Annotated in this window: 22 protein-coding genes; 6 read left to right on the forward strand and 16 right to left on the reverse strand. The window is 70.5% G+C overall.

Translation table 11 applies throughout. The features are described 5' to 3' along the window. Positions 1–80: 80 nt before the first annotated feature. The 8 genes from ACSVDD_RS22295 to ACSVDD_RS22330 all read right to left on the reverse strand — a co-directional run bounded on the left by ACSVDD_RS22295 (position 81) and on the right by ACSVDD_RS22330 (position 10,714). A complete protein-coding gene (locus ACSVDD_RS22295) occupies positions 81–2,045 on the reverse strand; it encodes an ATP-binding cassette domain-containing protein (RefSeq protein ID WP_448191596.1) in 1,965 nt (654 codons plus the stop codon). Continuing rightward, positions 2,042–4,147 (reverse strand): peptidase domain-containing ABC transporter, encoded by a 2,106-nt coding sequence (locus tag ACSVDD_RS22300; RefSeq protein WP_448191597.1) that lies wholly within the window; start codon positions 4,145–4,147, stop codon positions 2,042–2,044. Before ACSVDD_RS22300 ends, ACSVDD_RS22295 begins: the two co-directional genes overlap by 4 nt. Beyond that, complete coding sequence (locus tag ACSVDD_RS22305) at positions 4,144–4,389, reverse strand: hypothetical protein (protein WP_448191598.1); 246 nt, start codon at positions 4,387–4,389, stop codon at positions 4,144–4,146. Before ACSVDD_RS22305 ends, ACSVDD_RS22300 begins: the two co-directional genes overlap by 4 nt. After that, complete coding sequence (locus ACSVDD_RS22310) at positions 4,386–5,600, reverse strand: cupin domain-containing protein (RefSeq protein ID WP_448191599.1); 1,215 nt, start codon at positions 5,598–5,600, stop codon at positions 4,386–4,388. The genes ACSVDD_RS22305 and ACSVDD_RS22310 overlap by 4 nt, the downstream gene beginning before the upstream one ends. Positions 5,601–5,621: 21 nt before the next feature. Continuing rightward, entirely contained in the window at positions 5,622–6,485 is an 864-nt protein-coding gene (locus tag ACSVDD_RS22315; protein WP_448191600.1) for a thiopeptide-type bacteriocin biosynthesis protein, read from the reverse strand. Then, the gene (locus tag ACSVDD_RS22320; protein WP_448191601.1) at positions 6,391–8,592 is read right to left on the reverse strand and encodes a lantibiotic dehydratase; all 2,202 of its coding nucleotides are present in this window, start codon (positions 8,590–8,592) and stop codon (positions 6,391–6,393) included. The genes ACSVDD_RS22315 and ACSVDD_RS22320 overlap by 95 nt, the downstream gene beginning before the upstream one ends. After that, on the reverse strand, positions 8,589–10,382 hold the full coding sequence (locus tag ACSVDD_RS22325) for an MBL fold metallo-hydrolase (RefSeq protein ID WP_448191602.1): 1,794 nt from the start codon (positions 10,380–10,382) through the stop codon (positions 8,589–8,591). Before ACSVDD_RS22325 ends, ACSVDD_RS22320 begins: the two co-directional genes overlap by 4 nt. Before the next feature lie 77 nt (positions 10,383–10,459). Next, entirely contained in the window at positions 10,460–10,714 is a 255-nt protein-coding gene (locus tag ACSVDD_RS22330; RefSeq protein WP_448191603.1) for a hypothetical protein, read from the reverse strand. A 254-nt stretch (positions 10,715–10,968) separates the two neighbouring features. Here ACSVDD_RS22330 and ACSVDD_RS22335 point away from each other — a divergent pair, with 254 nt between their 5' ends. Then, positions 10,969–12,183 (forward strand): hypothetical protein, encoded by a 1,215-nt coding sequence (locus ACSVDD_RS22335; protein ID WP_448191604.1) that lies wholly within the window; start codon positions 10,969–10,971, stop codon positions 12,181–12,183. Positions 12,184–12,212: 29 nt separating this feature from the next. On the opposite strand, the gene ACSVDD_RS22340 is transcribed toward ACSVDD_RS22335, so the two are convergent. The 5 genes from ACSVDD_RS22340 to ACSVDD_RS22360 form a co-directional block, all read right to left on the reverse strand. Further along, on the reverse strand, positions 12,213–12,644 hold the full coding sequence (locus ACSVDD_RS22340) for a hypothetical protein (protein ID WP_448191605.1): 432 nt from the start codon (positions 12,642–12,644) through the stop codon (positions 12,213–12,215). A gap of 69 nt (positions 12,645–12,713) precedes the next feature. Then, positions 12,714–12,896, reverse strand: coding sequence for a hypothetical protein (locus ACSVDD_RS22345; RefSeq protein ID WP_448191606.1), 183 nt, complete (start codon positions 12,894–12,896; stop codon positions 12,714–12,716). A 288-nt stretch (positions 12,897–13,184) separates the two neighbouring features. Beyond that, entirely contained in the window at positions 13,185–13,610 is a 426-nt protein-coding gene (locus tag ACSVDD_RS22350) for a ComEA family DNA-binding protein (RefSeq protein ID WP_448191607.1), read from the reverse strand. Further along, a complete protein-coding gene (locus tag ACSVDD_RS22355) occupies positions 13,610–14,632 on the reverse strand; it encodes a cation diffusion facilitator family transporter (protein ID WP_448191608.1) in 1,023 nt (340 codons plus the stop codon). Before ACSVDD_RS22355 ends, ACSVDD_RS22350 begins: the two co-directional genes overlap by 1 nt. 48 nt (positions 14,633–14,680) lie before the next feature. Continuing rightward, positions 14,681–15,532: a LysR family transcriptional regulator gene (locus tag ACSVDD_RS22360; protein WP_448191609.1), complete on the reverse strand. Its 852-nt coding sequence runs from the start codon at positions 15,530–15,532 to the stop codon at positions 14,681–14,683. A gap of 156 nt (positions 15,533–15,688) precedes the next feature. On the opposite strand from ACSVDD_RS22360, the gene ACSVDD_RS22365 reads away from it, so the two are divergent. From ACSVDD_RS22365 to ACSVDD_RS22380, 4 genes are all read left to right on the forward strand, one after another. After that, entirely contained in the window at positions 15,689–15,913 is a 225-nt protein-coding gene (locus ACSVDD_RS22365; protein WP_448191610.1) for a hypothetical protein, read from the forward strand. Positions 15,914–16,058: 145 nt separating this feature from the next. Beyond that, complete coding sequence (locus ACSVDD_RS22370) at positions 16,059–16,547, forward strand: HPP family protein (RefSeq protein ID WP_448191611.1); 489 nt, start codon at positions 16,059–16,061, stop codon at positions 16,545–16,547. A gap of 237 nt (positions 16,548–16,784) precedes the next feature. Then, positions 16,785–17,417 (forward strand): MBL fold metallo-hydrolase, encoded by a 633-nt coding sequence (locus ACSVDD_RS22375; RefSeq protein WP_448191612.1) that lies wholly within the window; start codon positions 16,785–16,787, stop codon positions 17,415–17,417. 5 nt (positions 17,418–17,422) lie between these two features. Further along, entirely contained in the window at positions 17,423–18,019 is a 597-nt protein-coding gene (locus ACSVDD_RS22380) for a hypothetical protein (RefSeq protein ID WP_448191613.1), read from the forward strand. A gap of 92 nt (positions 18,020–18,111) precedes the next feature. Here the strand turns inward: ACSVDD_RS22380 and ACSVDD_RS22385 are convergent, their stop codons facing one another. Next, a complete protein-coding gene (locus ACSVDD_RS22385; RefSeq protein WP_448191614.1) occupies positions 18,112–18,744 on the reverse strand; it encodes a 3'-5' exonuclease in 633 nt (210 codons plus the stop codon). A gap of 149 nt (positions 18,745–18,893) precedes the next feature. Here ACSVDD_RS22385 and ACSVDD_RS22390 point away from each other — a divergent pair, with 149 nt between their 5' ends. After that, the gene (locus ACSVDD_RS22390; RefSeq protein WP_448191615.1) at positions 18,894–19,163 is read left to right on the forward strand and encodes a hypothetical protein; all 270 of its coding nucleotides are present in this window, start codon (positions 18,894–18,896) and stop codon (positions 19,161–19,163) included. 18 nt (positions 19,164–19,181) lie between these two features. Here the strand turns inward: ACSVDD_RS22390 and ACSVDD_RS22395 are convergent, their stop codons facing one another. Both ACSVDD_RS22395 and ACSVDD_RS22400 read right to left on the reverse strand, forming a co-directional pair. Continuing rightward, positions 19,182–22,325 (reverse strand): efflux RND transporter permease subunit, encoded by a 3,144-nt coding sequence (locus ACSVDD_RS22395; protein ID WP_448191616.1) that lies wholly within the window; start codon positions 22,323–22,325, stop codon positions 19,182–19,184. Next, complete coding sequence (locus ACSVDD_RS22400; RefSeq protein ID WP_448191617.1) at positions 22,322–23,422, reverse strand: efflux RND transporter periplasmic adaptor subunit; 1,101 nt, start codon at positions 23,420–23,422, stop codon at positions 22,322–22,324. Before ACSVDD_RS22400 ends, ACSVDD_RS22395 begins: the two co-directional genes overlap by 4 nt. Positions 23,423–23,496: the final 74 nt, after the last annotated feature.

Here is a 23,496-nt window from a genome sequence, read left to right on the forward strand (position 1 = left end):
CGCTGTGCAGCACGCGAGGTGCCGGGACCACGAGCCGTCGCCGCCACGCCAGCAGTGTCCCAATGCAGTCAAGGTGCCGGCTATCGTGCGGCGTTGCCTTGTTCGACTTTGTTGCATGACCCCGTCGAATCCGGTGGCAGCACCGCGTCATGGTTGACCATCACCACCGTCCTCCCGCGCAACAGATCCGTTTTCCACAGTTCGGCCTGGGTGGCGCGGTCGATGTTGGCCAGTGCCTCGTCAAGCAGCAGGATCGGCCGGCTGGAGGCGAAGGCGGCGGTCAGGGCGATCAACTGGCGCTGGCCCCCCGACAGGTTGCCGCCACCGGGAGGCAATGGCGTGTCGAGCCCCATCGGCAGGCGCTCGATCAGGGCGAACAGGCCGGTTCGGCGCGCGGCGGCCATGGCTTCCGATAGGGGCACGCCGGACAGCAGTTCGAGGTTCGAGCGGATGGTGCCCTCGAACAGCCGGGTGTTTTGGGGCAGGTAATAAACCGCCTGACGCGCCGCCTCGGGGTCGAGGCCGCAGACCGACACCTCGCCCCGTTCGGGCTGCTGCAACCCGGCGAGAATACGCAGCAGGGTGGTCTTGCCGCTCCCCGAACGGCCATCGAGCTGCACCACCGATCCCCATTCCACCCGCAAGTCCCGGCCGGTCAGTATCCACGGCAGGTCCGGGCCGTAGCGGAACCACAGCCCCGCGGCCTCGATGGCCGGACCGCCGCTGCGGCGCGGCAGTGGGCGGCGCGGGGTCGGCCGCGGGGCATCGCCGAAAATCTCCTCGACCCGGCCGAGATGGACCGCCGCTCCCGAAACCGCGAGCAGGCCATGGGCGAAGCCGAGCACCGCCTTCATCACCCGGTCGGCCATCATCACGGCGGCGAACAGGCCGCCCAGGCTCATCGCTCCGTCCAGACAGCGTGCCGCCGCCCACACCAGCACCGCCGCCCGCGCCGCGCCATAGCCGCCGTCGAGCAGAAGATCCAGCCACAAGGCGCACCGCTGGCGGCGCAGCACCGCGGTCTCCTGATCGACCAGCCGCCGGATCCAAGCGGCGAAGCCCTTCGGCCCGGCACCGCAAGCCACCAGCGTCGGTGCCGCTGCGGTCAGTTCGTACAAGGCGCCGGTCTGCTCTTCGGCCGCGGCGATTTCGGCGCGCTGCAAGGCGGCGTGGCGGGTGGCGAGCAGCGCGCAGGCCGACAAAAGCAGGATGCCGAACCCAGCCAAGGGCAGCGCCAGTCCCGACGGTGTTGCCGCCAGTCCGGCCAGGGCGGCGGCGAGCATGGCGGCGTCGAGGACGAAGCCGCTCGCCGTCTGGAGGACGGTGCGGTTCAGGGTGTCGGCCGAGGCCAGCGGTTGCAGCAGCCCGCCCAGGTCGCGGCCCAGCAGCGCCGCCAGGGGCTTGGCCAGAATGTGGGAGAACGAGGCACCCAGCACCCTGGCCTCGAGCTTGGCGCCGAGGAGGCGGGCCACCCACTCGCGGCAGGCATCGAGCGCCAGCAGGTGCAACTGAATCACCGCCAGACCGGCGACGACCAGCACCAGCGCGTCCGGCTGGGCGCCGGGCATCAGCCGGTCGATGAGGCCGCCGGTGACCAGCGGCACCGCCACGCTGCCGGCCTGGACCAGCAGGCAGAGTCCGGCCAGTTGCAGCCCCAGCCGCCGCTCGCCGACCAGGGCGCGCAGCAGGCGGACGGGAAGGTTCGCTCCGGGCGGCAGCGGCCGTGATGCCTCGATGACCGTCATGCCCTGGGCGGCCAGCGTGGTGACGGCGACGCGGGTCCGCGTGCCGTCCCCGTCTTCCAGCTCCGCCGTCCCGCGGCGGACCCGGCGCAGGATCCGGGCTTCATCCGCTCCGTTCAGCACCAGACAGGGCGTGGACAGATGCCGCCAGTCTCGGGCCGCCGGGCGCAGGGCGCGAGCGCCGAGCCCGTGCTCGCGCAGCGCCGCGGCCAGCGTCTCGGGGCCACCCGCGGCGGACAGGTCGGCGGCGGCGTCGCCCGTCAGTTCGGCCAGCAGGCGGCGGGCGAGGAGGGTGGCGGTCATGGACAGGTCTCCGCGATGCGGCCGCGCGCCATCGTCAGCACCCGGTTGGCGCCGCGCAGGGCGGACGGCCGATGGGCGATGACGATGCGGGTGCAGCCGAGGCTGGCGAGGTTGGCGGCGACCCGCCGCTCGATGTCCGGGTCGAGGGCGCTGGTCGATTCGTCGAGCAGCAGGATGCGCGGGCGGCGCAGCAGCACGCGGGCCAGTGCCAAGCGCTGCCGCTGCCCGCCGGACAGCAGGCAGCCGTTCTCGCCAATGGTGGTGTCCAGCCTGGCGGGCAGGTGGGCCACGACCTCGTCCAGGCAGGCGAGGCGGCAGGCTTCGGCCAACCGCGCCTCGGTGTCAGCCGGGGTGTCGGCCTGGCCGTCGTGGTGTTCGTCGGGAAGGAAGCGCAGCAGGTTGTCGCGCAGGCTGGCGTTGAAAAGCACCGTCTCCTGCGGCACCACGCCCAACCGCCGGCGCAAGGCGGCACGGTCGAGATCCGCCATCGCCACCCCGTCGATGGTCACCATACCGGCGCTGGGCGGCAGCAGCCCCACCAGCAGGCGGCCCAGCGTCGACTTGCCGCTGCCCGAGCGGCCGAGGATCGCCACCGTCTCACCGGCGGCGATGTCCAGGGTGACGCCGCGGCACACCGGCTCGCTTGTCCCGTCGTAGGCGAAGCTCAGGTCACGGGCGGAAATGGCCCCGCGCAGGCCGGGCAGCACCACGCCGCCGCTGGGCTCGGGCTTGGCGGCGAGCACGTCGTCGAGGCGTGCCATCGCCGCCCGCGCGGCGGTCAGGCGCTCGCCCAGGCCGGCAAGCGAGGCCAGCGGTTTGGACAGCAGGCTCTGGGCGCCGAGCAACGACACCAGCGTTCCCGGTGAGGATTCGCCCGCCATCGCCGCCACGCCGCCGGCCCCCAGGAACAGCAGCGAGGTGGCGAGGTCGAACAGCTGAATGGCGCCGCCCAGCCGCTGCTCCAGCGCGCCGGCCCGCAATCCGATGTTGAGACGCACCGCCATGCGGTCGGCATGGCGCAGGCCCATGCGCGCCTCCAAGCCCAGCGCCTTGACCGTTTCCGGGGCGGCGACGGCGTCGATCAGCGCGTTGACCTCGCCGGCATGGGCGGCCAGCTCCGCCTCCGCGAGGCGCCGCCGACGCTCCAGCCCCAGCCAGGGCAGGGCCAGCCGCAGCAGGCTGGCGCCGAGGACGATGGTGCCGAGCCGCAGGTCGAGGACCAGCATCACCGCCCCATAGGCCAGCACCAGCACGCCGTCGAGCGCGGCCTCGGCCAGTTGCAGCACCAGCGCGCGCAGCTCGGTGTTGGCTTGCAGGCGCTGCATCAGGTCGCCGGGGCTGCGCCGGGCGAAGAACAGAGCTGGCAGCCCGAGCAGATGGCGGACCGAGGCGCCGGTCAGGCCGATGTCGAGCGCGAAGATCAGGCGGTGCAGCATCAGGTCGCGCCCCAGCCGCAGCGCCGCCTGGGCCAGCACCGCCGCGGCCAGCCCGGCGGCGATGACGCTCAGCATCAGCCGGTCGCCGGCAGCGACCACCCGGTCCACCACGAGGTTGAGACCGACCAGCGGCACCAGCGTCAGCGCCTCGATCATCAGGAGGGCCGCCACCATCACCGGCAGGGTGTGGCCGGTGCCGCGCAGGGCGCGGCCGATGTGGGCGTGGGCGGTGTGGCGCGGTCGGCGCCGGATCAACGCCGGGGTGGGGTGGAAGGTCAACGCGACGCCGCCGAAGTTGCGGGCCAGCTCGTCGCCGTCAATCTCGATCCGGCCCCGGCGCGGATCGACAAGGACGGCGCCGCGCCGGCTCACTCGCTCGACGACGACGAAATGGGAGCCGCGCCAATGCGCCACCGCCGGCATCGGCAATCCGGACAGGCCGGCGGCGTCGACGCGGAAGGCCTCGACCTCCAGCCCCAACGCCCGCGCGGCACGGGCCAGCGCCGCTGCCGACAGGCCGTCGCGTCCACCCCCGCAGGCCTCCCGCACGTCGTCGAGGGGCATCGCGCAGCCGTGATGACGCAGCACCATGGCCAGACAGGCGGCGCCGCAATCCGACAGTTCGGTCTGCAACATCGGCTCCACCCGTCGCGTCCGGGCGATCATGGCGCCGTGCCTCCGGTCTGGCAGGAGGGCGCTGCCACGGCATGGGGGGCCAGCACGTGCGGGGCGAGGCTGCCGAGCCCATTTCCTGCGGCCATGGCGCCGCCGGTCAGCACCAGGACGGCGACCACAGCCATCGGCAGCCACAACGAGGGCGGGCAGGTGCGCAGCACCTCGGTGGGCAGGCGGTCGGCCTCGAACGCGGCGGCCACGGTCTCGGCGATGTCCGGGCCGGGGAAGCTCATCGCCTCGCCTCCTTATCGGCGAACAGCGGGGCGAGCATCACCGAGGCCCGCAGTTCGTCGAGCAGCGCGCGCAGCCCGCTCTCCTGCGCCCGCACCGCCGCCTCGCCATGGCGGTGCGCCAGCGCGGCGAGCACCGCGTCGTCGCCGTCGCCGTGCAGCAGCCGCTCCAGGACCGCCAGCGACACCTCGTTGAAGTCCATGCCGATGCTGCCGGCCTGCGACATGCGCCCGACGATCTCCACCAGCGCCGTCACCGGCTCGCGCGCAGGAAAGCGCAGGCGCATGGTGTCGAGGATGGCGGCGCGGTCGGGCAGGTTGAGCAGCAGGGCGAGGAGGAAGCGCTCCTCCGGGTCGGTGGTGCGGGCGCGGCGCAGGGTGATGTTCTCGATCCGCCGCCGCTCGGTCAGGCAGGCCGGCACCAGGTCGATCCAGTCGCCGTGGCGATGCCGCGCCGCGGCGATCAGGCGCTCGGTCAGTTCTGGGGTGCAGCGCGCGCCGGCCAGTTCGAGGATGCGGAAGGCGCCCCAGGCGTCGGAGCGCGCGAGCGCCAGCTCGAAGAACCCGGCCAGCTCGGGATGGGCGAGGTCGCACAGGGTCTGCAACATGCGCAGCTGGGTGACCTGCGGCTGCGGCTCGTGGAACGGGTCGATGGCGATGAACGGCTTGTGGTAGGTGAACTGCGGCCCGACCGGCTCATCGACGCTCTGCACGACGATGCTGACCGAGGGGTGGTCGAGGTGGAACAGCGAATGGATCAGCGCCCGGCCGCTGCCGATCTCGCGCACGTCGCCGGTGCGCAGCAGTTCGCTGTCGCGGCAGCGGATCTCGCCGACCAGCAGGCGGGCGTCGATCTTTTCCCGCTGCTCGAAGTCGTAGCGGCTGTGCAGGCTGGAGCCGGCGAACACCTGGAAGGCGCCGGAAAAGCCGTGCTGATGGATCTCGGTGGTGGCGTCCAGCCACGTCAGCGCGGTGATGGTGAAGCCCGAGCCCATGTAGACGGGGACCGGCGGCTGGCCGACCTGACCGGGGGTCTGCGGCAGCCACCGCGTCGCCGACAGGGTCCATCGCGCCAGATCGTCGAAGCCGGCGCGCTGGTGCAGCGCGTGGTCGCGCAGCGCCGCGGCGGCGATGGCGGGGAAGCGGTCGAGGTCGTTGCGGGCGGCGGTCCAGCGGTCCTGGATGTCGTCGCCGAGGCGGGTGAATGGGTCCATGGCGGTGCTCCTTGACGGGGGCTAAGGGGTGGCTGCGCGGAGAAGGGGGCGGTCGAACAGCGCCGGGCGGGCGGTCATGCCGGCGAGCAGGTGCCGGCGTTCGGCCTGGCCCAGGCGTAGGCGGTTCCAGTGGAACAGCGCGACGATTGCGAGGAAGCGCCGCTGTCCGCCTTGCAGCCGGCCGCCGCTCCAGGCGCGCCCGAGCGCGCTGGCAAGCGCCGCGTTGGCGCGGGCCATCCCGGCCAGGCCGCGGCGCAGCCGGTCGCCCTCGGCGTCGCGCGGGCAGAGGCTGGCGAGCCGGGCCAGCGACGGCGGGTGCAGCGGCGAGGCCGCCGGTGTCGGCGGCTGGCCATGCATCTCGGCCAGATGGCACCAGACGTCCCAGACCTCCTCGGGGTTGTCGGGAAGGGCACGGGCGAACAGGTCGTCGAGCAGGGCGAGGCTGAGCACCGTCGGCGACCACAGGCGCCCGTGCAGGGCCGGCGCGGCCAGCGCGTGCAGGCGGGCATCGGCGGCGGCGTGGCGGTGGAAGGCCGCTGCGGTCACAGGCCCGCCCAGCGCATGGATCTCCGGCTCGTAGCGGCTGGCAAACCAGCACTCCACGCCGCCGTCGCGGCGCAGGGACCGCAGCCGCGCGACCATGGCCGCGACGACCAGATCGCGCAGGCCGCGGCGCGGGAGGATGCGCAGGCGCAAGCCGGGTTCCTTGCACTGCCAGAACCACAGGCTGGCGGCGCCCTCGGCGCGCAGGAACTCGGCCGTTTCGCCGAACATCGCCAGCACCACCATCTCAGCCCCCGCCGCCGGCGCGGCGTTGAACTGCAGCCAGTCCTGCCGGCGCAACGCCGGCAGCGGCACGCCAGGGCAGTCCGATCTCGGTGGCATAGCGTCGTCCTTTCGCATCGGTGAGGAGGAAGCCATCGGCGGGCAGGGTCAGCACCAGCAGCGGCAAGTCGGGTCCGCAGCCCTTCAGCGCCGCGTCGAAGGCCAGCGGGCTGTCGCGGTGGATCAGGATCGGTGCGTCCTCGGCCGGGGTGAGGACCACCAGCTCGGGCAGGTGGTGGCGGGCGGCCAGGCGCTGCCACGCGCGAAAGCGGCTCGCCGCCGAGCCGACCAGCAGGGCGGTCAACTCCTCGCCGCGCAGATGCAGGCGGGACGGCCGCACGGCGGTGCCGCCGGACAGGCGGAGGGCCGGCGAGACGCGCCCGCCGGTGCGCTCGGATGGGAACGGCACCAGTTCCTCGGCCAAACCGGGGACATGGACGCGGCCGGAGCTGAACAGCAGCGCCTCGCTGGCCGGGTCGCCGCCGCCGAGATCGAGCACCGAGAACAGCGACACCACCAGCCGGCTGCCGTCTTCGGTGGCGACCACCATCTGGCCGTCGGCGGTGTCCGGGGTGGGAACCAGATGGCGGCAGGGCAACTGGTCGGGCTCGACGCCCCAGTAGTCGAGGACCGGCAACCGGCCGAGTTGCGGCCGCGCCAGGGTGTTGTGGACCGTGCCCTTCGGCGGCACCAGTTCGCACGCCTGTGCGCCGCGCGCCTGGGCCGTCTCCGTCACCGTGCGGGCGGCCCAGGCAACCAGCGCCCGCCAGCCGCCGGTGGTGCCGAACAGGCCGGTGAAACGGCCGAACGCCAGGGCCGGCTCGGCGCTCGACCCGGCGATGGCGGCCTCGCCGGCGCCCAGCCGCAGCATCAGCGTCCCGGCGGCGGCGGACGAAACGAAAGAGGCGGCGGGCGGCGCATCGAGCCGGCCGTCACCGCCGAGAGCGTGTTCGAGGTGCTCGATGCGGGCGAGCGCATCATGGTCCGCCCCCGCCGCGGCGAGCAGGTCGCGCCAGTCCGCGCCGGGCGAGGGAGGCTGGGCCTCGCCGCCCTCCAGCCGGCGCCGCGCGTAGAGCCGGGCGGCCATGGCGGTGACCGACTGTCCGGCCTCGAACCGCTCGGCGTCGGCCAGCGCGTCGGTGAGTCGACGGCGCCAATCGGTCCCCAGGGTAACGCGGAAGGGAAGGGCGGCGTCGCAACGCAACCCCGCGGCGGCCGGCTCCGGCACCCCGAACTGTCGGGCCATGCCCCGCAGTCCATCGAGAAGCCGCTCCTGCGCGGTCAGGATCGTGGGGGCGGAGGCGTCGCCGTCCACCGCGCGGCAGATCCGCCGGGTTTCGGCGACCATCCGGCGCCAGGCACCGCGTTCCGGTTCGGCCAACTGGTCGCCGGCCCGCTTCAACGCCTCCCATACGGTGGCGAACCGGCGCGGAAAGGTCACGCCGCCGACCAGCAGGCCGGCGTCCAGCAAGCCGCGGCAGCAGGCGGCTCCGGCCAGCCGGGCGCATTCGGCGAAGCGGCGCGGCCGTCCGTCCGCCAAGGCGGCGATGGCGGCATCGAGCGCCGGGGTGCCCCTGGCGGCGCGCCAGACGTTCCCCTGCTGGAAATACCAGTGGGGTTGCGGCGTCCCGCCCCGCCGCAGGGTTGGGTTGAGTTTGAAGCGCCCCCGCATGGCGTAGGCCGGGCGGCTTGTCAGCGCGGCGAACAGCGCCGCGAAGGCGGCGAGGTCGGGGGTGACGCAGCGACGGCCGGGCACGGGCACTATGGCGGTGTGCGTCCCCCAGGCGGCGAGCGCCGTTCCCGCCCACAATCCGTAGGGGGTGGTTCGCCACACCGCACGGGCCAGATAGCGGTAAAGGGTGCGCTCGGTCTGGCGGCTGCGCTTGTCGCGGTCGGGCGTCATCGGCCGGGCCGCGAGGCGGCGATAGGCGGTCGGGTTGGCCAGCGCCAGGGCGGCGGCAAATCCCGGATCGTCGATGGTGGCAGTGGCGAGCCGCCGCTGCTGGCGGCGCATCGCCTCGGCATGCAGGCCGGCGAATGCCTCGTCGGTGACGGCACCGCGGGCGGCGTCCGCCAGGGCGGGATCGCTCAAGCCGCACAGGGTTTCGATGGGCCACAGCGCGGCGCGCACCACGACCCGCGGCGCCAGTTCGTGAGGCGCGGTCATGGCTGCACCTCCGCCGGCATGGCCTGAAGGGCCAGCTGCGTGGGCAGGCGCCGCTCGATCTCCGCGGCGAAGTGGGATTCGAGCGCCAGACCGCGAGCCCAGTCCCACATCAGCTCGGCGAAGGCCGTGTCGGCGAGGCCGTGCTCGGACAGCCACGCGCGCATGCTGTCGGCCCGCTCCAGGCCATACAGCGTGCGAAGCTGGTCGGCCAGCCGTTGCGCCGCCTCGGGCGCCACCGCCAGCCCGAGAGCGTCGAGGGCATAGGGGGCGAGGATGCGCAGCAACACCTTCTTGCGCGCCAGCAGCAACTCCTCGCCGCTGGTCGCCACCCCGGCCGCGTAGGGCCACGCATGGTCGGGCCGGCGCTCGATGGCGGGGACGGAACCGTCGAGGCGCAACCCGTCGCCCGGCCGCAGCGTCAACACCGAAACCGGCGACGGTACCGGCTCGTCTTGCCACGTCGAGCGCCGCGCCGCGGCGGCGACGAGCGTCTCTGGCAGCGGATCGGTGTGCGGGTCGCCGGCCGGGGCCGAGCCGTCGAGCACCGGTCCAAGCCCCTGCCGCCAGTACCACGGGGCGCCACCATCGGCATAGCCGACGAGGTGGCGCGCACCCCAGCACTCGGCGACGTCGAGCGCCTCGTCCGGGCCGTTCATCAGCGACTGGCGCACCGAGCGCAGCGACGGAGGCACGAACAGGGCGTACCGCGTGACCGAGCTGCCGACCAACTGCGCGGGGTAGACCGCCCAGTTGCGGTAACCGCAGAAGACGACATTGGCGGGGCCATGGGTTAGGCACGCCGCCTGCGCCACCGCGCGGGTGTCGCCGAGGGCGTCGCGCCCGGCGTCGGCGGCGAAGGCATAACGCCGCCCGCCCGCCTCGACGAGGTAGAGGTTGCCGGCGTTGCGGACCTCGGGATGCAGCACTTCGGCGGCTGACGGCTGCTCGCCGTGGAAGGGCAGGGCGGTGACGCGGCAATCGCCGATCATGGTCTGGGCGTGCCACCCCAGGGTTTCGACCCGGCGGAAGCCGAGTTCGCGCAGCCGCGCCGCCATGGCGATGGACAGGGCCGACTCGCGCGCCACCTCCGGCACCAGGATGCGGGTGTCGGGGGCGAAGCGCAGCAGGGTGCCGGGATGGAAATGGTCGGGATGGGAATGGGTGATCAGGATGGCGTCCACCGGCCAGCGGGTCTGCGGCATCGGCCGGTAGCCACGGGCGTGCGCCGGGTCGCCGGGCAGCAGGAACGGATCGACGAGGATGCGGGTGCGCCCGGAATTGACCAGGACGGTGGCGTGTCCGACGAAGGTCAGCGGCGCGTCGGGAACGGGGGCCTCGGCGGTGACCGGCGTGAAGGCGCCGGCGGCCTCCAGCCGGTCGAACAGGGCGCGGGCCGGACCGGTGCGCGGCGGCTGCGCCGCGACTTGCCACTCGGAGATCCAGGCGGCCAGCTCGGGGACCAGACCGGGCGGCAGCGCCACCGTGGCCCGGCGCTCGGTGGCGGCGTCGGAGACCGACAGCGCCGTCGGCACCACCAGGGCCGGGTCGGGATACAACAGGTCCGGCTTCAGCCGGGTCGCCGTGTCGTAGCAGTCGCCGAAGCCCTCGGGCGCCGCCAGTGCCGCCCAAAGATCGCCGTGGGAAAACGGCCGCGGCACGCGGTCGAGCACGCGAGCGGCGCGGTCGCACAGCGTCGCTTCCATCCGTCCCGAGATCATGCTGCCGTAGGGCGTGTCGTCGCTGTAGGCGAGACTGAGCAGGATGGTCTCGCCGATCTGGCGGCTGGCCATTGGTCCCTCATCAGGCGGTTGGGAGACAGCGGGAGCCGGCTCATGACGGACCGGCTCCCGCGGGGGACGCGTCCCGGTCAGCGCAACCGGAACAGGTTCCGAGCGATGGGGAGCTTCGGCCCACCCGGCGGCTTGGGGCTGCCGCCGCACATCACCGTCTGCTCCATGCGCGGTTCGCCGAGCTTGGGAATGAGCGGGCTGATCGTGGTTTCCCCGAGAGGGCGGATGGCGATCCCGCCCGAGAGCGCGCCGGAGCGCAAGTCGGCGCCGCCGACGACGGTTTCCAGGTCCTCGATTTCAATGCGGACGGGTTTGGCTTCCTTCGACTTCATCACACTCTCCGTTTGCTGGGTTCGAACCGGCGTCTTGCCGGGCCGGTCACGTCCTGTTCGACGCGACGACCAGAGCTTAGGAGGGGTGAGAAGCCCCCGATGTTAGCCAGCCCACATTTCACCGAGCCTTCTGCCGGAGGCGATACGGGCGAGCCGGTGAACGCTCCTTCCCGCGTTTTGTGAGTGCCGACACAGCGCCGGTACGATGGGGCGTGTTCTCCTCGCCCGCGCCCGCCTCAACCGAAGGACGCCCCATGGAAGCCTTTACAAAACTCGGCGACGACGTGCTCCAACGCTGGTCGGCGAAGCGCTTCGACCGCGCCGCCTTCCCGGCCATCGCCGCCGCAGCACTTGCCGATCACGCGCTGCACAGCCGCTTGACCCATGAGGACATCATCCAGGATGTGCTTGCCGATCCGCGCTGGCCCGTGCAGTTCGGGTCCGCCTTCGGGCAGCCGCCGTTGAACCTCTATGTCGGCCCCGGCTTCTACATCGAGGTGCTGACGTGGATGGACGCCACCACCGACATCCACCAGCACAACTTCTCCGGTGCTTTTCAGGTGTTCGCCGGGTCGAGTCTGCACAGCCGCTACGACTTCGATCTGGCCGAGCGCATCGACCCGCACATCGTCCGCGGCGCCGTGCGGTTTGGCGGTGCGGAGTTGCTGAAACAGGGCGACATCCGCGAAATCCGCAGCGGTGCGGGGTTGATCCACGCCCTGTTCCATCTGCACCACCCCTCGGTCAGCGTCGTGGTGCGCACCGACGATGACGCCAGTGGACCGCAATTCAGCTATATGAAGCCGTGGTTCGGCATCGATCCCTTCCACAAGCCGGAACCGTTCGCCACGCAGACGCGCCTGCTGGTCATGCTGGCCGCGCAAAAGCACCTGCGCCTGCCCGAATTTGCCCGAACGGCGCTGGCAAGCGGCCATCCCTGGCTCACGCTGCGCACGTTGGAGGCCGTCGCCCCGGTGCTGGATGCGGCGACGCTGGCCGACCTTGCCGACACCGCCGCCCGGCGCACCGGAGCGTGGGTGCGCGACACGCTGCCCTGCCTGACGGAGTTGCGGCGGGAGGCCAACATCGCCGCGCGCCGTGCCGCGATCACCGACGCGGATCACCGCTACCTGATGGCGCTGTTGCTCAATCTGCCGCACCGCGACGCCATCCTGGCGATGATGAACGCCCGCCATCCGGGCGAGGACCCGGTCGCCCGCATCGTTCGGACCATCGGAGCCCTGGCGGCGGAACAGCGCGTCGGCCTGCAACTCGACGCGGTGTCGCTGGCGGTGCTCGACGGGTTGCTGCGCGGGCACGGGCTGGATCGGATCGTCGGCGACCTGTCGCGCTGTTACGGCGCCCGCGAGGTTGCGGCGAGCCGCCCGGCGCTGGAGGCGCTGTGCGACGAATTCCACCGCTCCAGCCTGCTCGGTCCACTTTTTACCGGTGCCGGTGCCGCGGGGTGATCCTGGGCGGATAGACCGAACCGCGTGCTTCAGCGAGCCGGGACGGCCCGCCATCCGGTCGGGCATTCCGGCACGTAAGGGTAATAGCCCGGCGGACTCGGGCAATAATAATAGGAGGGCTGCGGCGGCGGCGGAGCCACCGGCGGCAGATACGGATCGGGGTACGGATAGACCGGCACCGGGTAGAAGTACCAGACACCGCCGACGATCCACCACCAACCCCGGCGCCCGTCGTGGTGGCCGTGGTACCAGCGGCCACCGCGCCAGCGGTCCAGGTCATGCTCACGGAAACGCGCAATGTCACGATCGCGGAAGTGCTCCTCGCGCCGGTGCTCTTCGATCCGCCGCTCGTCGCCCCGATGCTCGCCCCTGTGCTCGTGCCAGCCCTGAGCGTAAGCCGGGACGGCGATGCCGAGAATCACCGCGAGAGCGAAACCTCCGCAGAGTGCATGGGCTTTCATGTGTCCTCTCCTGCTGTCGGCGCATGGCGGCTTATGAATGGATGAATAGAGCCTTCGGCGCCGTCCGCGCTAGCGGAAGTGGCGATGCCCCCATCCCCAGCCGCGCCCACCGTAGACGCCGACGCCCCCGTAGACCGGCGCCGGACCAACCACCACCGGCCCCGGATAGGCAGGGTAAGGCTCGTAGACCGCACACCCGCCCAGTGCGAGGACGCCGCAGATCAGGATGATCGTTGTTCGGACGAATTTCATGACTTCAGCCTCTGTCAACGGTGCTTCGTACGCTCAAGTACACGAACGCCCGCTGCTGGCCCTTATTCCGCCCGCTGGAAGCCATCTCTCGGAAATAATTGTAACAAACGGTAACATGACTTCGGCTCACCGAAGATCTGGTGTTCGAGGATGTCGGTGCATGCAGGCCGCGCGGAGCGCGGTTTTCCGGTCGCGACGACGCGGTGATCCGACGATCTGGGTGAAGGCGCCGGACCCGCCGTTAAATCAGGCGGGTCCGGCACGAAAGCGTCGCTTCATGAGCGGTCGTTATTTCTTCATTTGAACGGCGGCAACTTTGTCTTTTATGTCATTGTAAACGTTCTGGGGAACGATCTTCTTGGTAATGAGCTCATCCTTGCTCTTGTAGGGCCGGTTCTTGATGATCGCATCCGCGCGAGCCTCGCCGATGCCGGGCAGCGTGTCCAATTGCTCCTTGGAGGCCGAATTCAGGTCGATAAGCGCGCTCCTGGTCGTGCCTGCCGACGTGTTGGCCGAAGGGGACGACGTCGTTGAGCCAGAGTTCTGATTTGCCGAAGTGGCGCCCGGTTTCGCGGCAGGAGCGTTGCTGGGCGGCGGAGCCGTTGCCGTCGAATTCTTGCTGGTCGACGGGCTGGTTGACGGCGATTGGGCCATGACAGGGAAAGCCAGGACCAAGCCCAGCATCGCAACAGTCGCAAAGCGCAGCTCTTTCATCACACATCTCCTCCAGGTCTTCGAGACGGGTCGTTTTCCCGCGCCCGCTCAACGCTGCATGTCCTTGCAAAGATCCCTTCTGCTTTCGTCTCCACCACCTCCGGCACAAATCGCGTGCCGTAGCTGGGGCGTACGATCACCATCACCATCTCCGGATGGGCCTCCCGCACACGCCGCTCGATCGCCTCGGCCGCACTTTCCACCTGGGACGACGTAAGCGTGTCGGAGAAGTCCACGCCGACGATGCCCACCACCTGATGCGGCGCGAGATGCACCGTCAACTGAGTGCGCGCGTGATCGACGCCGGGGTGCGACGCCGCGATGGCTTCCAGCGCCCGGCGCAACTCGGGGCGCGCCGCTTCACCCATGAGCAGCCCCTTGGTCTCGCGCGCCAGCAGCGTCGCCGTGACGGCCAGCACCAAGCCGATGGCGATCGAGGCCGCACCGTCCAGCATCGGATTGCCGAGGATCTCGGCGCCGACCGTTCCCAGGAGGGCGATGAACAGGCCAAGCAGCGCCGCGCTGTCCTCGAACAGCACGGTGAAGGTGGTCGGGTCCTTGCTCTCCCGCACTGTCTGGAACCAGCCTCGGCTGCCCTTCACAGCCCGAAGGGCCTTGTACGCCACCCGCCAGGAGGCGCCCTCGAACAGCATCGCCAGCCCAAGCACGATGTAATTGGCCAGCGGGTTGGTGATGTGGACGGGGTTGCGGATGTGGGAGATGCCCTCATACATGGAAACGCCCGCGCCCAGGGCGAACACCAGCAACGCGACGATGAAGCTCCAGAAATACAGCTCCCGGCCATGCCCCAGCGGGTAGGCGTCGTCCGGCGGCTGGGCGGCGCGGCGCATGCCGTACAGCAGCAGGCCCTGGTTGCCGGTGTCGACGAGGGAGTGGACTCCCTCGCTCAGCATCGCGGAGCTGCCGGTGTAGATCGCCGTTGCGAATTTGGTCAGGGCCACCAGAAGGTTGCCGGCCAGCGCCGCATAGATGACCTTGCGATTTCCCAAATGCGCCGCCATTCCAACTCCTTCCCGGGTTGCGGCCGGATATCTCTCTCGCCCCTCTGGCTACTCCCCCAGCTCCATCCCTGCGACACGCACGCGCAGGCCGGAGAAGGCGGCCTCCAGCACACCGGCATCCGCATCCGTGGGATGGATGGCGTAGATGGGCAGCCGGTAAGGGCGCACCTCCTCCAATATGCGGGCCGAGCCGGCCTCGACCAGCGGCTCGGCCAGCGCCTTGGGGAAATGCCCGGTCCCGCCGCACTGGACCAGGTAGTCGAGGCCCAGCGTGCCCATCGCGATGGACAGCGGCGGCATCGGAGCCTCGACATTGTGGAGCTGGTACTGACGGCGGAAATCGTCGCCCCAGTCGATATGGACGTAGTCGCCGGCCCCGCTGTCCTGCCCCTCGACGCTCAGCAGCACCATCTCCTCCTCGCACAGGAGCTGGACGCGCAGCCCCGGCGCGCTGCGAGCCGTGTAGGCGACGGCAAGGTCCAGCGTGCCCTCCTGCACCGCAGCGATCAGGTTGGACGCCAGTCCGACCTCACAGCGTAGCGCGATGTCGGGGGCGTTGTGCCGCATCCACGGGATCCAGCGGTGCAGCAGGCGGTTCCACAGGCCGGCCTCGCTGCCGATGCGCAGCAGGGCGCGGTGGCCGGCGGGCAGGGCGGCTTCCTGCCGGGCGCGTTCCCAGATGCGCACCAAGGCGATGGCGTGGCGCTGGAACTGCATGCCGGTTGGAGTGAGGCTGGCGCCGGTCTTGTTGCGCACGAAAAGGCGGCAGCCCAGCAACTCCTCCAGCTGGCGGATGCGCGTGCTCACCGTCGATTGGGTGACGTGCAGCCGCTCCGCCGCGGCGATGAAGCTGCCGGACGTGACCACCTCCAAGAAGGTGCGGGCGAGGTCGAGATCCATGCGGCGCACGGCCTTTTTATAGAAAATATCGATTTCATCTATCGAATGAATTCGTTTTCGTCAAGTTTCGACGCGGCTTATTCTCCGCCGCGCTTGCGCTAGGCGGTGGCCACGGTGCCGGCGATGTGTGATTTCCGACCAGGAAGGACCGAAGGAATGTCCGTTCAATCCATGGAAGCCGTGTGCCGCGCCGACACGCCCGCCGAGGAGGCGGAGGCAACCGGACGCCGCTTCGACCACCCCTTCATCGTCTTCCCGGCGCTCGTCCTCCTGCTGATCATGCCGTTGGCGATCGTGTTCCACCCTGTCTGGCTGCCGACCATCGCTGAGGTCGGCGTCGCCATCATGTTCATCGCCATCTTCCGCATGAGCCGCATGTGACCGGCGCCGTGCTCGATTGGCATCCGGAGGACGCTCGGTCCCCGGAGGCCGGGTTCGTCGTCGCCCTGCTGCTGCTGGCCTGTGCTGCCGGGATGCTCGGCTGGGTGCGGACGCCATGAGGCGGCTCGGGATCTACCTTCGTAGAATGAAGGGAGAGGAGCGGTCGCCGGCCCGACCGCCCTTGCGGGACGTGGCGTGGTCCTGGGTCGGCAGCAGCGCCGGGATCGGGGCGATTACCGGCATCTCCGTCTTCAGCAAGCTGCCGCTGCTGGTGGCGCCGCTGGGAGCCACCTGCGTGCTGATTTTCGCCATGTCCGACAGCCCGCTGGCGCAGCCGCGCAGCGTCGTCGGCGGCTATCTGGTGTCGGCGCTGGTGGGGGCGGGGGCGGCGCTGTGGCTCGGCAGCGGGCCGTGGGTCGGCGCCTGCGCGGTCGCCACCGCCATCGCCGTCATGCAGGTAACCCGGACGCTGCACGCGCCCGCGGGTGCGGTGCCACTGCTTGCACCGACCGTTGGGGTCGAGGGCGTGCCCCTCGTCGCCTCGGTGCTGACCGGAGCCTTGTTGCTGGTCGGCATGGGGCTGCTGGTCAACAATCTGCGTCACGGCCGTGTCTATCCGCGCTACTGGATCTAGCGGACAGCGAGCTTCCCCCGAGAAAAGGGGCACCGGATTGTGCGGTCCGAAGCTCGGCCTGCTCTGGAGTGATGAGCGTGGCCGGAAAGCGGAAACCTGCCGCGGCAGGGCGCGCCCGCCAACCCGACAGAACCCCATGGACGCCATTACAGATTGCTCTCCAACGGCGCTTGTCGGCGGACCGGGGGCGCCCTAAGGTTCGGGCGTGGTTCACGGCTTTCTTGGCAAGGGATCGGCATGAAGTACGCCATCGTTCCGGTGACGCCTTTCGAACAGAATTGCAGCCTCCTCTGGTGCGAGACGACCATGAAGGGAGCCGTCGTCGATCCCGGCGGTGATCTCGACCGCATCGTCCGTGCGGCGGCGACGCACGGCGTGACCATCGAGAAGATCCTGGTGACGCACGGGCACATCGACCATGCCGGCGGCGTCAAGCCGCTCGCCGACCGCCTCGGCGTGCCCATCGAGGGGCCGCAGCGCGACGACCTTTTCTGGATCGAGGGCATGCCGCAGCAAAGCCAGATGTTCGGCTTCCCGCCGACGCCGGTCTTCACGCCCGACCGCTGGCTGGAGGACGGCGACACCGTCACCGTCGGCAACGAGACGCTGAGCGTCTACCACTGCCCCGGCCACACGCCGGGCCACGTGGTGTTCCACCACGGGCCGTCGAAGCTGGTGGTGGTGGGCGACGTGCTGTTCGCCGGCTCCATCGGCCGCACCGACTTCCCCAAGGGCAACCACGGCGACCTGATCCGCGCGATTCGCGAGAAGCTGTTCCCGCTGGGCGACGACACCGCCTTCATCCCCGGACACGGCCCGATGTCCACCATCGGCGAGGAGCGCCTGTACAACCCGTTCCTCAACGACTGACGGCCATGAGCCAGACGACGAGCTCAGCCGCCGCGCGGCCCGCCCCGATACTACGGCACCGCCGGTTGCGGCGCGCGCTGTTGGCGCCTCTGCTGGCGCTGGCCGCGGTCGTCGTGCTGTTTGAGGAACTGTTCTGGGACCAACTCCAGGCGCTGGTCGCCCGGATCGCCCGCTGGGCACCCATCGCGCGGATCGAGGCGTGGGTGGCGGGCCGTGACCGCTGGACGCTGCTGGCGCTGTTCACCGTGCCGGTGGTGGCTCTGTTCCCGGTGAAGCTGGCGGCGCTGTGGCTGATGACCTCCGGCCATGTGGCCGGAGGCCTGGGCGTGCTGATCGGCGCCAAGGTGACGGGCACGGCCTACGCCGCGCGGCTGTTCGTGGTCGGGCGGGAGAAGCTGCTGTCGATCCGCTGGTTCGCCCGCTGCTACGCCTTCGTCACCTGGGTGCACGAGGTGATCCACACCGGCTTCGAGCGGACCGGCATCCCGGCGCTGGTGCGGCGCAGCCGGGCGGCGCTCCAGCGCTGGCGCGCGGGAGCCGGGCAGGGCGCCCTCGCCCGGCGCATCCAGGCGATGAAACGCCGGATCGCCGGGCGCGGTTAAGGCGATTGCGTCAGCTTTCGCGCCAAGTTGGCACGTGAGCGGCGGGTTTGCCGGCGAGCATCTCGCGTAGAGCCGCGCCCCTTATTTGCGCGTCACTCGAACGCCGCGCCGCGGGGGCCGATATCGCCCAGCGCCATCTTGAAGAAGGCGTCGGCCGTCAGGTCGGCGTCGAGCAGGGCGCCGTGATGGGCGAAGCGGTCGCTGCGGTCCAGCCACAGCCGGTCGCACAGCGCGTCCAGCGAGCCCGAGGCGCCGGGGAAGGCGTCGTGCGACATTTCCTTGGTGCAGATGAACCGGCTGCTCTCGAAGGTGTCCGTCCCCCACGCGGCCCGCCCGCAGCGGGAGAACTCGTAGTTCAGGAAGTCCATCTCGTTTTCATAGGCGTGGGCGACCAGCAGGTCGCCGCCCAGGAAGGCCAGCAACTCGTCCGCCACCTGCGGGAAGCGGGGGGCCGTCTTCAGGTCGGCCGGGCGGATGCCGTGCACCTTGATTGCATCGGGGTTGAGCGGCGCGTCGGGGTTGACCCGCACCTCCCAGGTCCGGGCCTTCGTCCAGGCGGCACCGTCGCGCAGGATCTCCACGCAGCCGATCTCGATGATGATGCCGGGCTGCCGCAGGCCCTTGGGCGCCTTGCGGATGTCGGCGAGGCTCGGCGTCCGCCGTCCGGTCGTCTCGATGTCGATCGCAACCAGCCGATCACGCCCTTCCCATGGCCGCGTGGTCATCCGAGTCTCTCCTTCTTGTGGTCCGTCAAGTGGTACCGGGGACCGGGCGCAACGTCGAGACTTGAAACGCTTTTGTCGTGCCTGGGAGCGCGAATGGTGACATATGGACGGCCCCCGGCGCTGGTGCCGGTTTCACGGAGACGAACAGGATGCCGTTGACGGATCTCGACCGCGCCATCGAAGCGTACCACAGCGCGGAGCGGGCGTTGGGCATTGCCCAACGCAAGGGAACGCAGGCCGACAAGGCCGCCGCCGCACAGGCCAAGCGGCTGGCGGCGCAAGCCGTCAAGGACGTTGCGGCGACGGTGACGGTCGCGCCGCTGCCGGAGCGCCAGCGGCGCGACCTCAAGCGCATACTCGACTATGTGCGCCTGACCTCCAAGGGCAAGCGCAGCGGCGGCGAGGGTGGCGCGGAGTAACGCGCGGCGCCGCCGGTATCAGTCCGACGCCCCCGACATGGCGCCCACCGCCCCGTGCGGGACGGCGCCGGCTTCCTGCTGTGCCGGCGCCTTCACGCGGAACCACGCGGCGTAGAGCGCCGGCAGGAAGAAGATCGTCAGCACCGTCGCGCCGGTCAGCCCGCCCATAATGGCGACCGCCATCGGCCCCCAGAAGGCGCTTTGCGCCAGGGGGATCATGGCGAGGATGGCGGCCGCCGCGGTCAGCGCGATGGGGCGGGCGCGGCGCACCGTGGCCTCGACGATGCCCTCCCAACGCGAGCGGCCCAGGCGCACGTCCTGCTCGATCTGGTCCACCAGGATGACCGAGTTGCGCATGATGATGCCGGCCAGCGCGATCACGCCCAGCATGGCGACGAAGCCGAAGGGCAGGTTGAACAGCAGCAGCGAACAGGTCACCCCGATCAGCCCCAGCGGTGCGGTGAGCAGCACCATGAAGACGCGCGAGAAGCTTTGCAGCTGGAGCATCAGCGTCGCCACCATGATCAGCAGCATCAGCGGTAGCATGGCGTTGATGGAGCCCTGGCCCTTGGCGCTCTCTTCGATGGCGCCGCCCATGGCGATGGCGTAGCCCGCCGGCAGCGTGGCGCGCAACGCGTTCAGCTCGGCGTCCAGCTGCAGGCTGACCACCGGGGCCTGGACGCCGCCGGTCACGTCGCCCTTGATGGTCATCGTCGTCTGACGGCCACGGCGCCACAGGACCGGCTCCTCCAACTCGTACTTGACGGTGGCGACCTGGCTCAGCGGCACGGCGTTGCCATTGCCGGTGCGGATGTTCAGCTCGCCCAGGTGCGACAGGTCCATGCGCTCCTCCGGCGTGGTGCGCAGGACGACGCCGATCAGCTCCGTGCCCTCGCGGTACTGCGTGATCGGCAGGCCGTTCAGCAGCAGTTGCAGGGCGGTGGACAGATCCTGCTTTGAGATGCCCAGCGCGCGCGCCTTGGCGATGTCGACCTCCAGCCGGGCGCGCTTGGACAGCTCGTCCCAGTCCAGATGGACGTTCGCTATGTTCGGGTGGGCGCGCATGCGGTCGCGCACCGCGTAGGCGATCTTGCGAATGGTCGCCGGGTTGTCCCCGGTGACGCGGAACTGAACGGGGTAGCCGACCGGCGGCCCGTTTTCCAGCCGGCTGATGCGCACGCGCGCCGCCGGGAAAGCGGTCTCCAGCCGCGCCTCCAGCCGGTTCAACACCTCCTCGCGCTCCTCCAGGCCCTTGGTCATCACCACGAACTGCGCGAAGTTGGCGTTCTGGAGCTGCTGGTCGAGCGGCAGGTAGAAGCGCGGCGAACCGCCGCCGGTGTAGGCGACCCAGTAATCGACGCCGGCATCGGCGGCCAGCAGCGTTTCCATCTTGCGCACTTCGGCGCTGGTCGCCTCGAAGGACGAGCCCTCGGCAAGGCGGATGTCCATCAGCAGCTCGGGCCGGCTGGCGCTGGGGAAGAACTGCTGCTGCACGAAGCCGAAGCCGACCAGCGCGCCGAAGAAGGCGGCGACGGTCACGCCGATGGTGACCCAGCGCGCGCGGACGCACGCCTCGACCATGCGGCGCAGGATGCGGTAGGCGCGCGTGTCGTAGATGTCGTGCTCGTGGCCCCCATGCTCATGGCCTTCATGCAGCACGTGCTTCGGCTTGGGCAGCAGCTTGTAGCCGAGGTACGGCGTGAAGATCACCGCCACCACCCACGACAGCAGCAGCGACAGCCCGACCACCCAGAAGATGGCGTTGGTGTATTCGCCCGCCGCCGACTGGGCGAGCCCCACCGGCACGAAGCCCGCCGCCGTCACCACCGTGCCGGTCAGCATGGGAAAGGCGGTGGAGGTGTAGGCATAGGCACCGGCCCGCAGCCGGTCCCAGCCCTGCTCCATCTTCACCACCATCATCTCCACGGCGATGATGGCGTCGTCCACCAGCAGCCCCAGCGCGATGATGAGCGCGCCCAGCGAAATGCGGTGCAGGTCGATGCCCAGGATCTGCATGGCAACCAGCGTCAGAGCCAGCACCAGCGGCACCGCCAGCGCCACGACGATGCCCGTCCGCCAGCCCAGGCTGACGAGACTGACCAGGATGACGATGCCCAGCGCCTCGGCCAGGGATTCGGTGAATTCGCCGACCGAATGCTCGACCACACTGGGCTGGTCGGCGACCTGCGCCACGTCCATGCCGATGGGCAGCGCGGTCTCGATCTTCGCCATCTCGGCCTTCAGCGCCTCGCCCAGGTGCAGGACGTTGCCGCCCTTGGCCATGACGACGCCCAGCCCCACCGCGTCGCGGTTCTTGTAGCGCATGGTGGAGCGGCGTGGCTCGACATAGCCGCGCCTGACCTCGGCCACGTCGCCGATGGTCAGCATGCGCCCGCCGGTCTCAACGGGGATGGCGCGCACCTCCTCGGCCTTGTCAATGCCGAGATCGACGCGCACGAACACGCGCTGCGAGCCGGTCTCCACGTCGCCCGCCGCGGCGATGGCGTTCTCGCGCTGAAGCGCCTGGATGACCGTCTCCACCGGCAGCCCGAAGCTGGCGAGTCGCTGGCTGGAGATCTCGACGTAGATGCGTTCCTCCTGCGGGGCGATCAGCTCCACCTTCTCCACGTCGGGCAGGTGCAGCAGTTTCGCCCGCACGTCCTCCGCCACCTTCTTGAGCTGGGCGGGGGTGAAGTCCTCGCCCATGAAGGCGTAGATGGCGGAGTAGACGTCGCCGAACTCGTCGTTGAACGAGGGGTCGATCACGCCGTCCGGCAGGGTGTGGCGGATGTCGCCCACCTTCTTGCGGGCCTGATACCACAGGTCGGCCACCTTGCGCGGCGGCGTGTGGTCCTTGAGCTGAAGGAAGATCACCGACTCGCCGGGCTTGGAATAGCTGCGCGCGAAGTCGTAGTAGGGGACCTCCTCCAGCTTCTTCTCGATGCGGTCGGTGACGAACTGCTCCACCTCGCGGGCGGTGGCGCCGGGCCACTCCGTGCGGATGGTCATCACCTTGAAGGTGAAGGACGGGTCTTCCGCCCGGCCCAGGTTCTTGTAGGCCAGCGCGCCGGCCAGAACGCTGGCGAGGATGAAGAACAGCACCAGCGTGCGGTGCTCCAGCGCCCACGCCGACAGGTTGCCGCGGTTGTGCTTGTTGCTCATTGCCCCGGCTCCGCCCAGACGCTGACCTTCTGCCCGGCATCCAGCTTGTGAACACCGGCGGTGACCACGCGCTCGCCGTCCCTCAACCCGCCCGCGACGATGGCGAGGTCGCCGGCGTAGGCCGCCACCATCACCGGGCGCAGCTCCAGCCGGTCGGCGGCGTCCCCGGCCACGACCCACACGGCGGCGCTCTGGCCGCTCTGCGTCACGGCGCTCAGCGGCAGCCGGGCGATCATGCCGCCGCGCTCCAGCCGGGCGCTCAGCGTCGCGGTCATCCCCAACTGCACGACCGGCGGCGGGTTCTTCAGCGTGATGCGCGCCTGATAGGTGCGGGTGCCGGGATCGGCGCTCGGGCTGATTTCGCGCAGCGTGCCGGGGATGCTCAGGCCGGGTTGCGCCCACAGCTCCACCGACAGGGCGCGCTGGGGCAGGCCGGCGACCTGCTGTTCGGGGATGTTGGCGATGGCCTCGACCTCGCCCAGCTTGGCGACGCGCAGCGCGGTCTGCCCCTGCGCCACCACCTGCCCCGGCTCGGCGAGCACGGCGGTGACCACGCCCGGCCCATCGGCCAGCAGAGTCGTGTATTGCTGCGCGTTGACCAGCACGCGCTGCTGCGCCTCGATCTCGCGCACGCGGGCCTCGGCCTTCTCCAGCGCGGTCTTGCGGCGGTCGTATTCCTGCCGCGTCGTCCAGTCGCCCTTGCGCAGCTGGGCGTAGCGGTCGAAATCGCCGCGCGCGTTGGCGACGTCGGCCTTTGCCGATTCCAACTGCGCCTGCGTGGCGCGGACCTGTAGCTGAATGTCGGCGGGGTCGAGCTTCGCCAGCGGTGTCCCCGCCTCGACGCGGGTGCCGACCTCGACCAGTCGGGCGACCACCTTGCCGGCAACGCGGAAGCCGACGTCCGCCTCGATGCGCGGTTTGATGACGGCGGGGTAGCGAACCGTGTCGTCGGCGGGCTCCAGCGCCACCGTGGCCACGCGCACGGGGCGCGGTGGCTGCGGTGCTGCGGCGGCGGTCTTCTCGTCCTTGCAGGCGGACAGCGCCACCGTTCCCAGGAGCAGAATGGCCGTCAGCCCATACACCCTTCGCCGAACCATGGCACGCTCCCCGCTGGACTGGACTGTATCGTACTGATACACTCCTATGCCGAAGCCCGACGTCCGTCAAGAGT

This window comes from Azospirillum terrae, assembly GCF_053470425.1.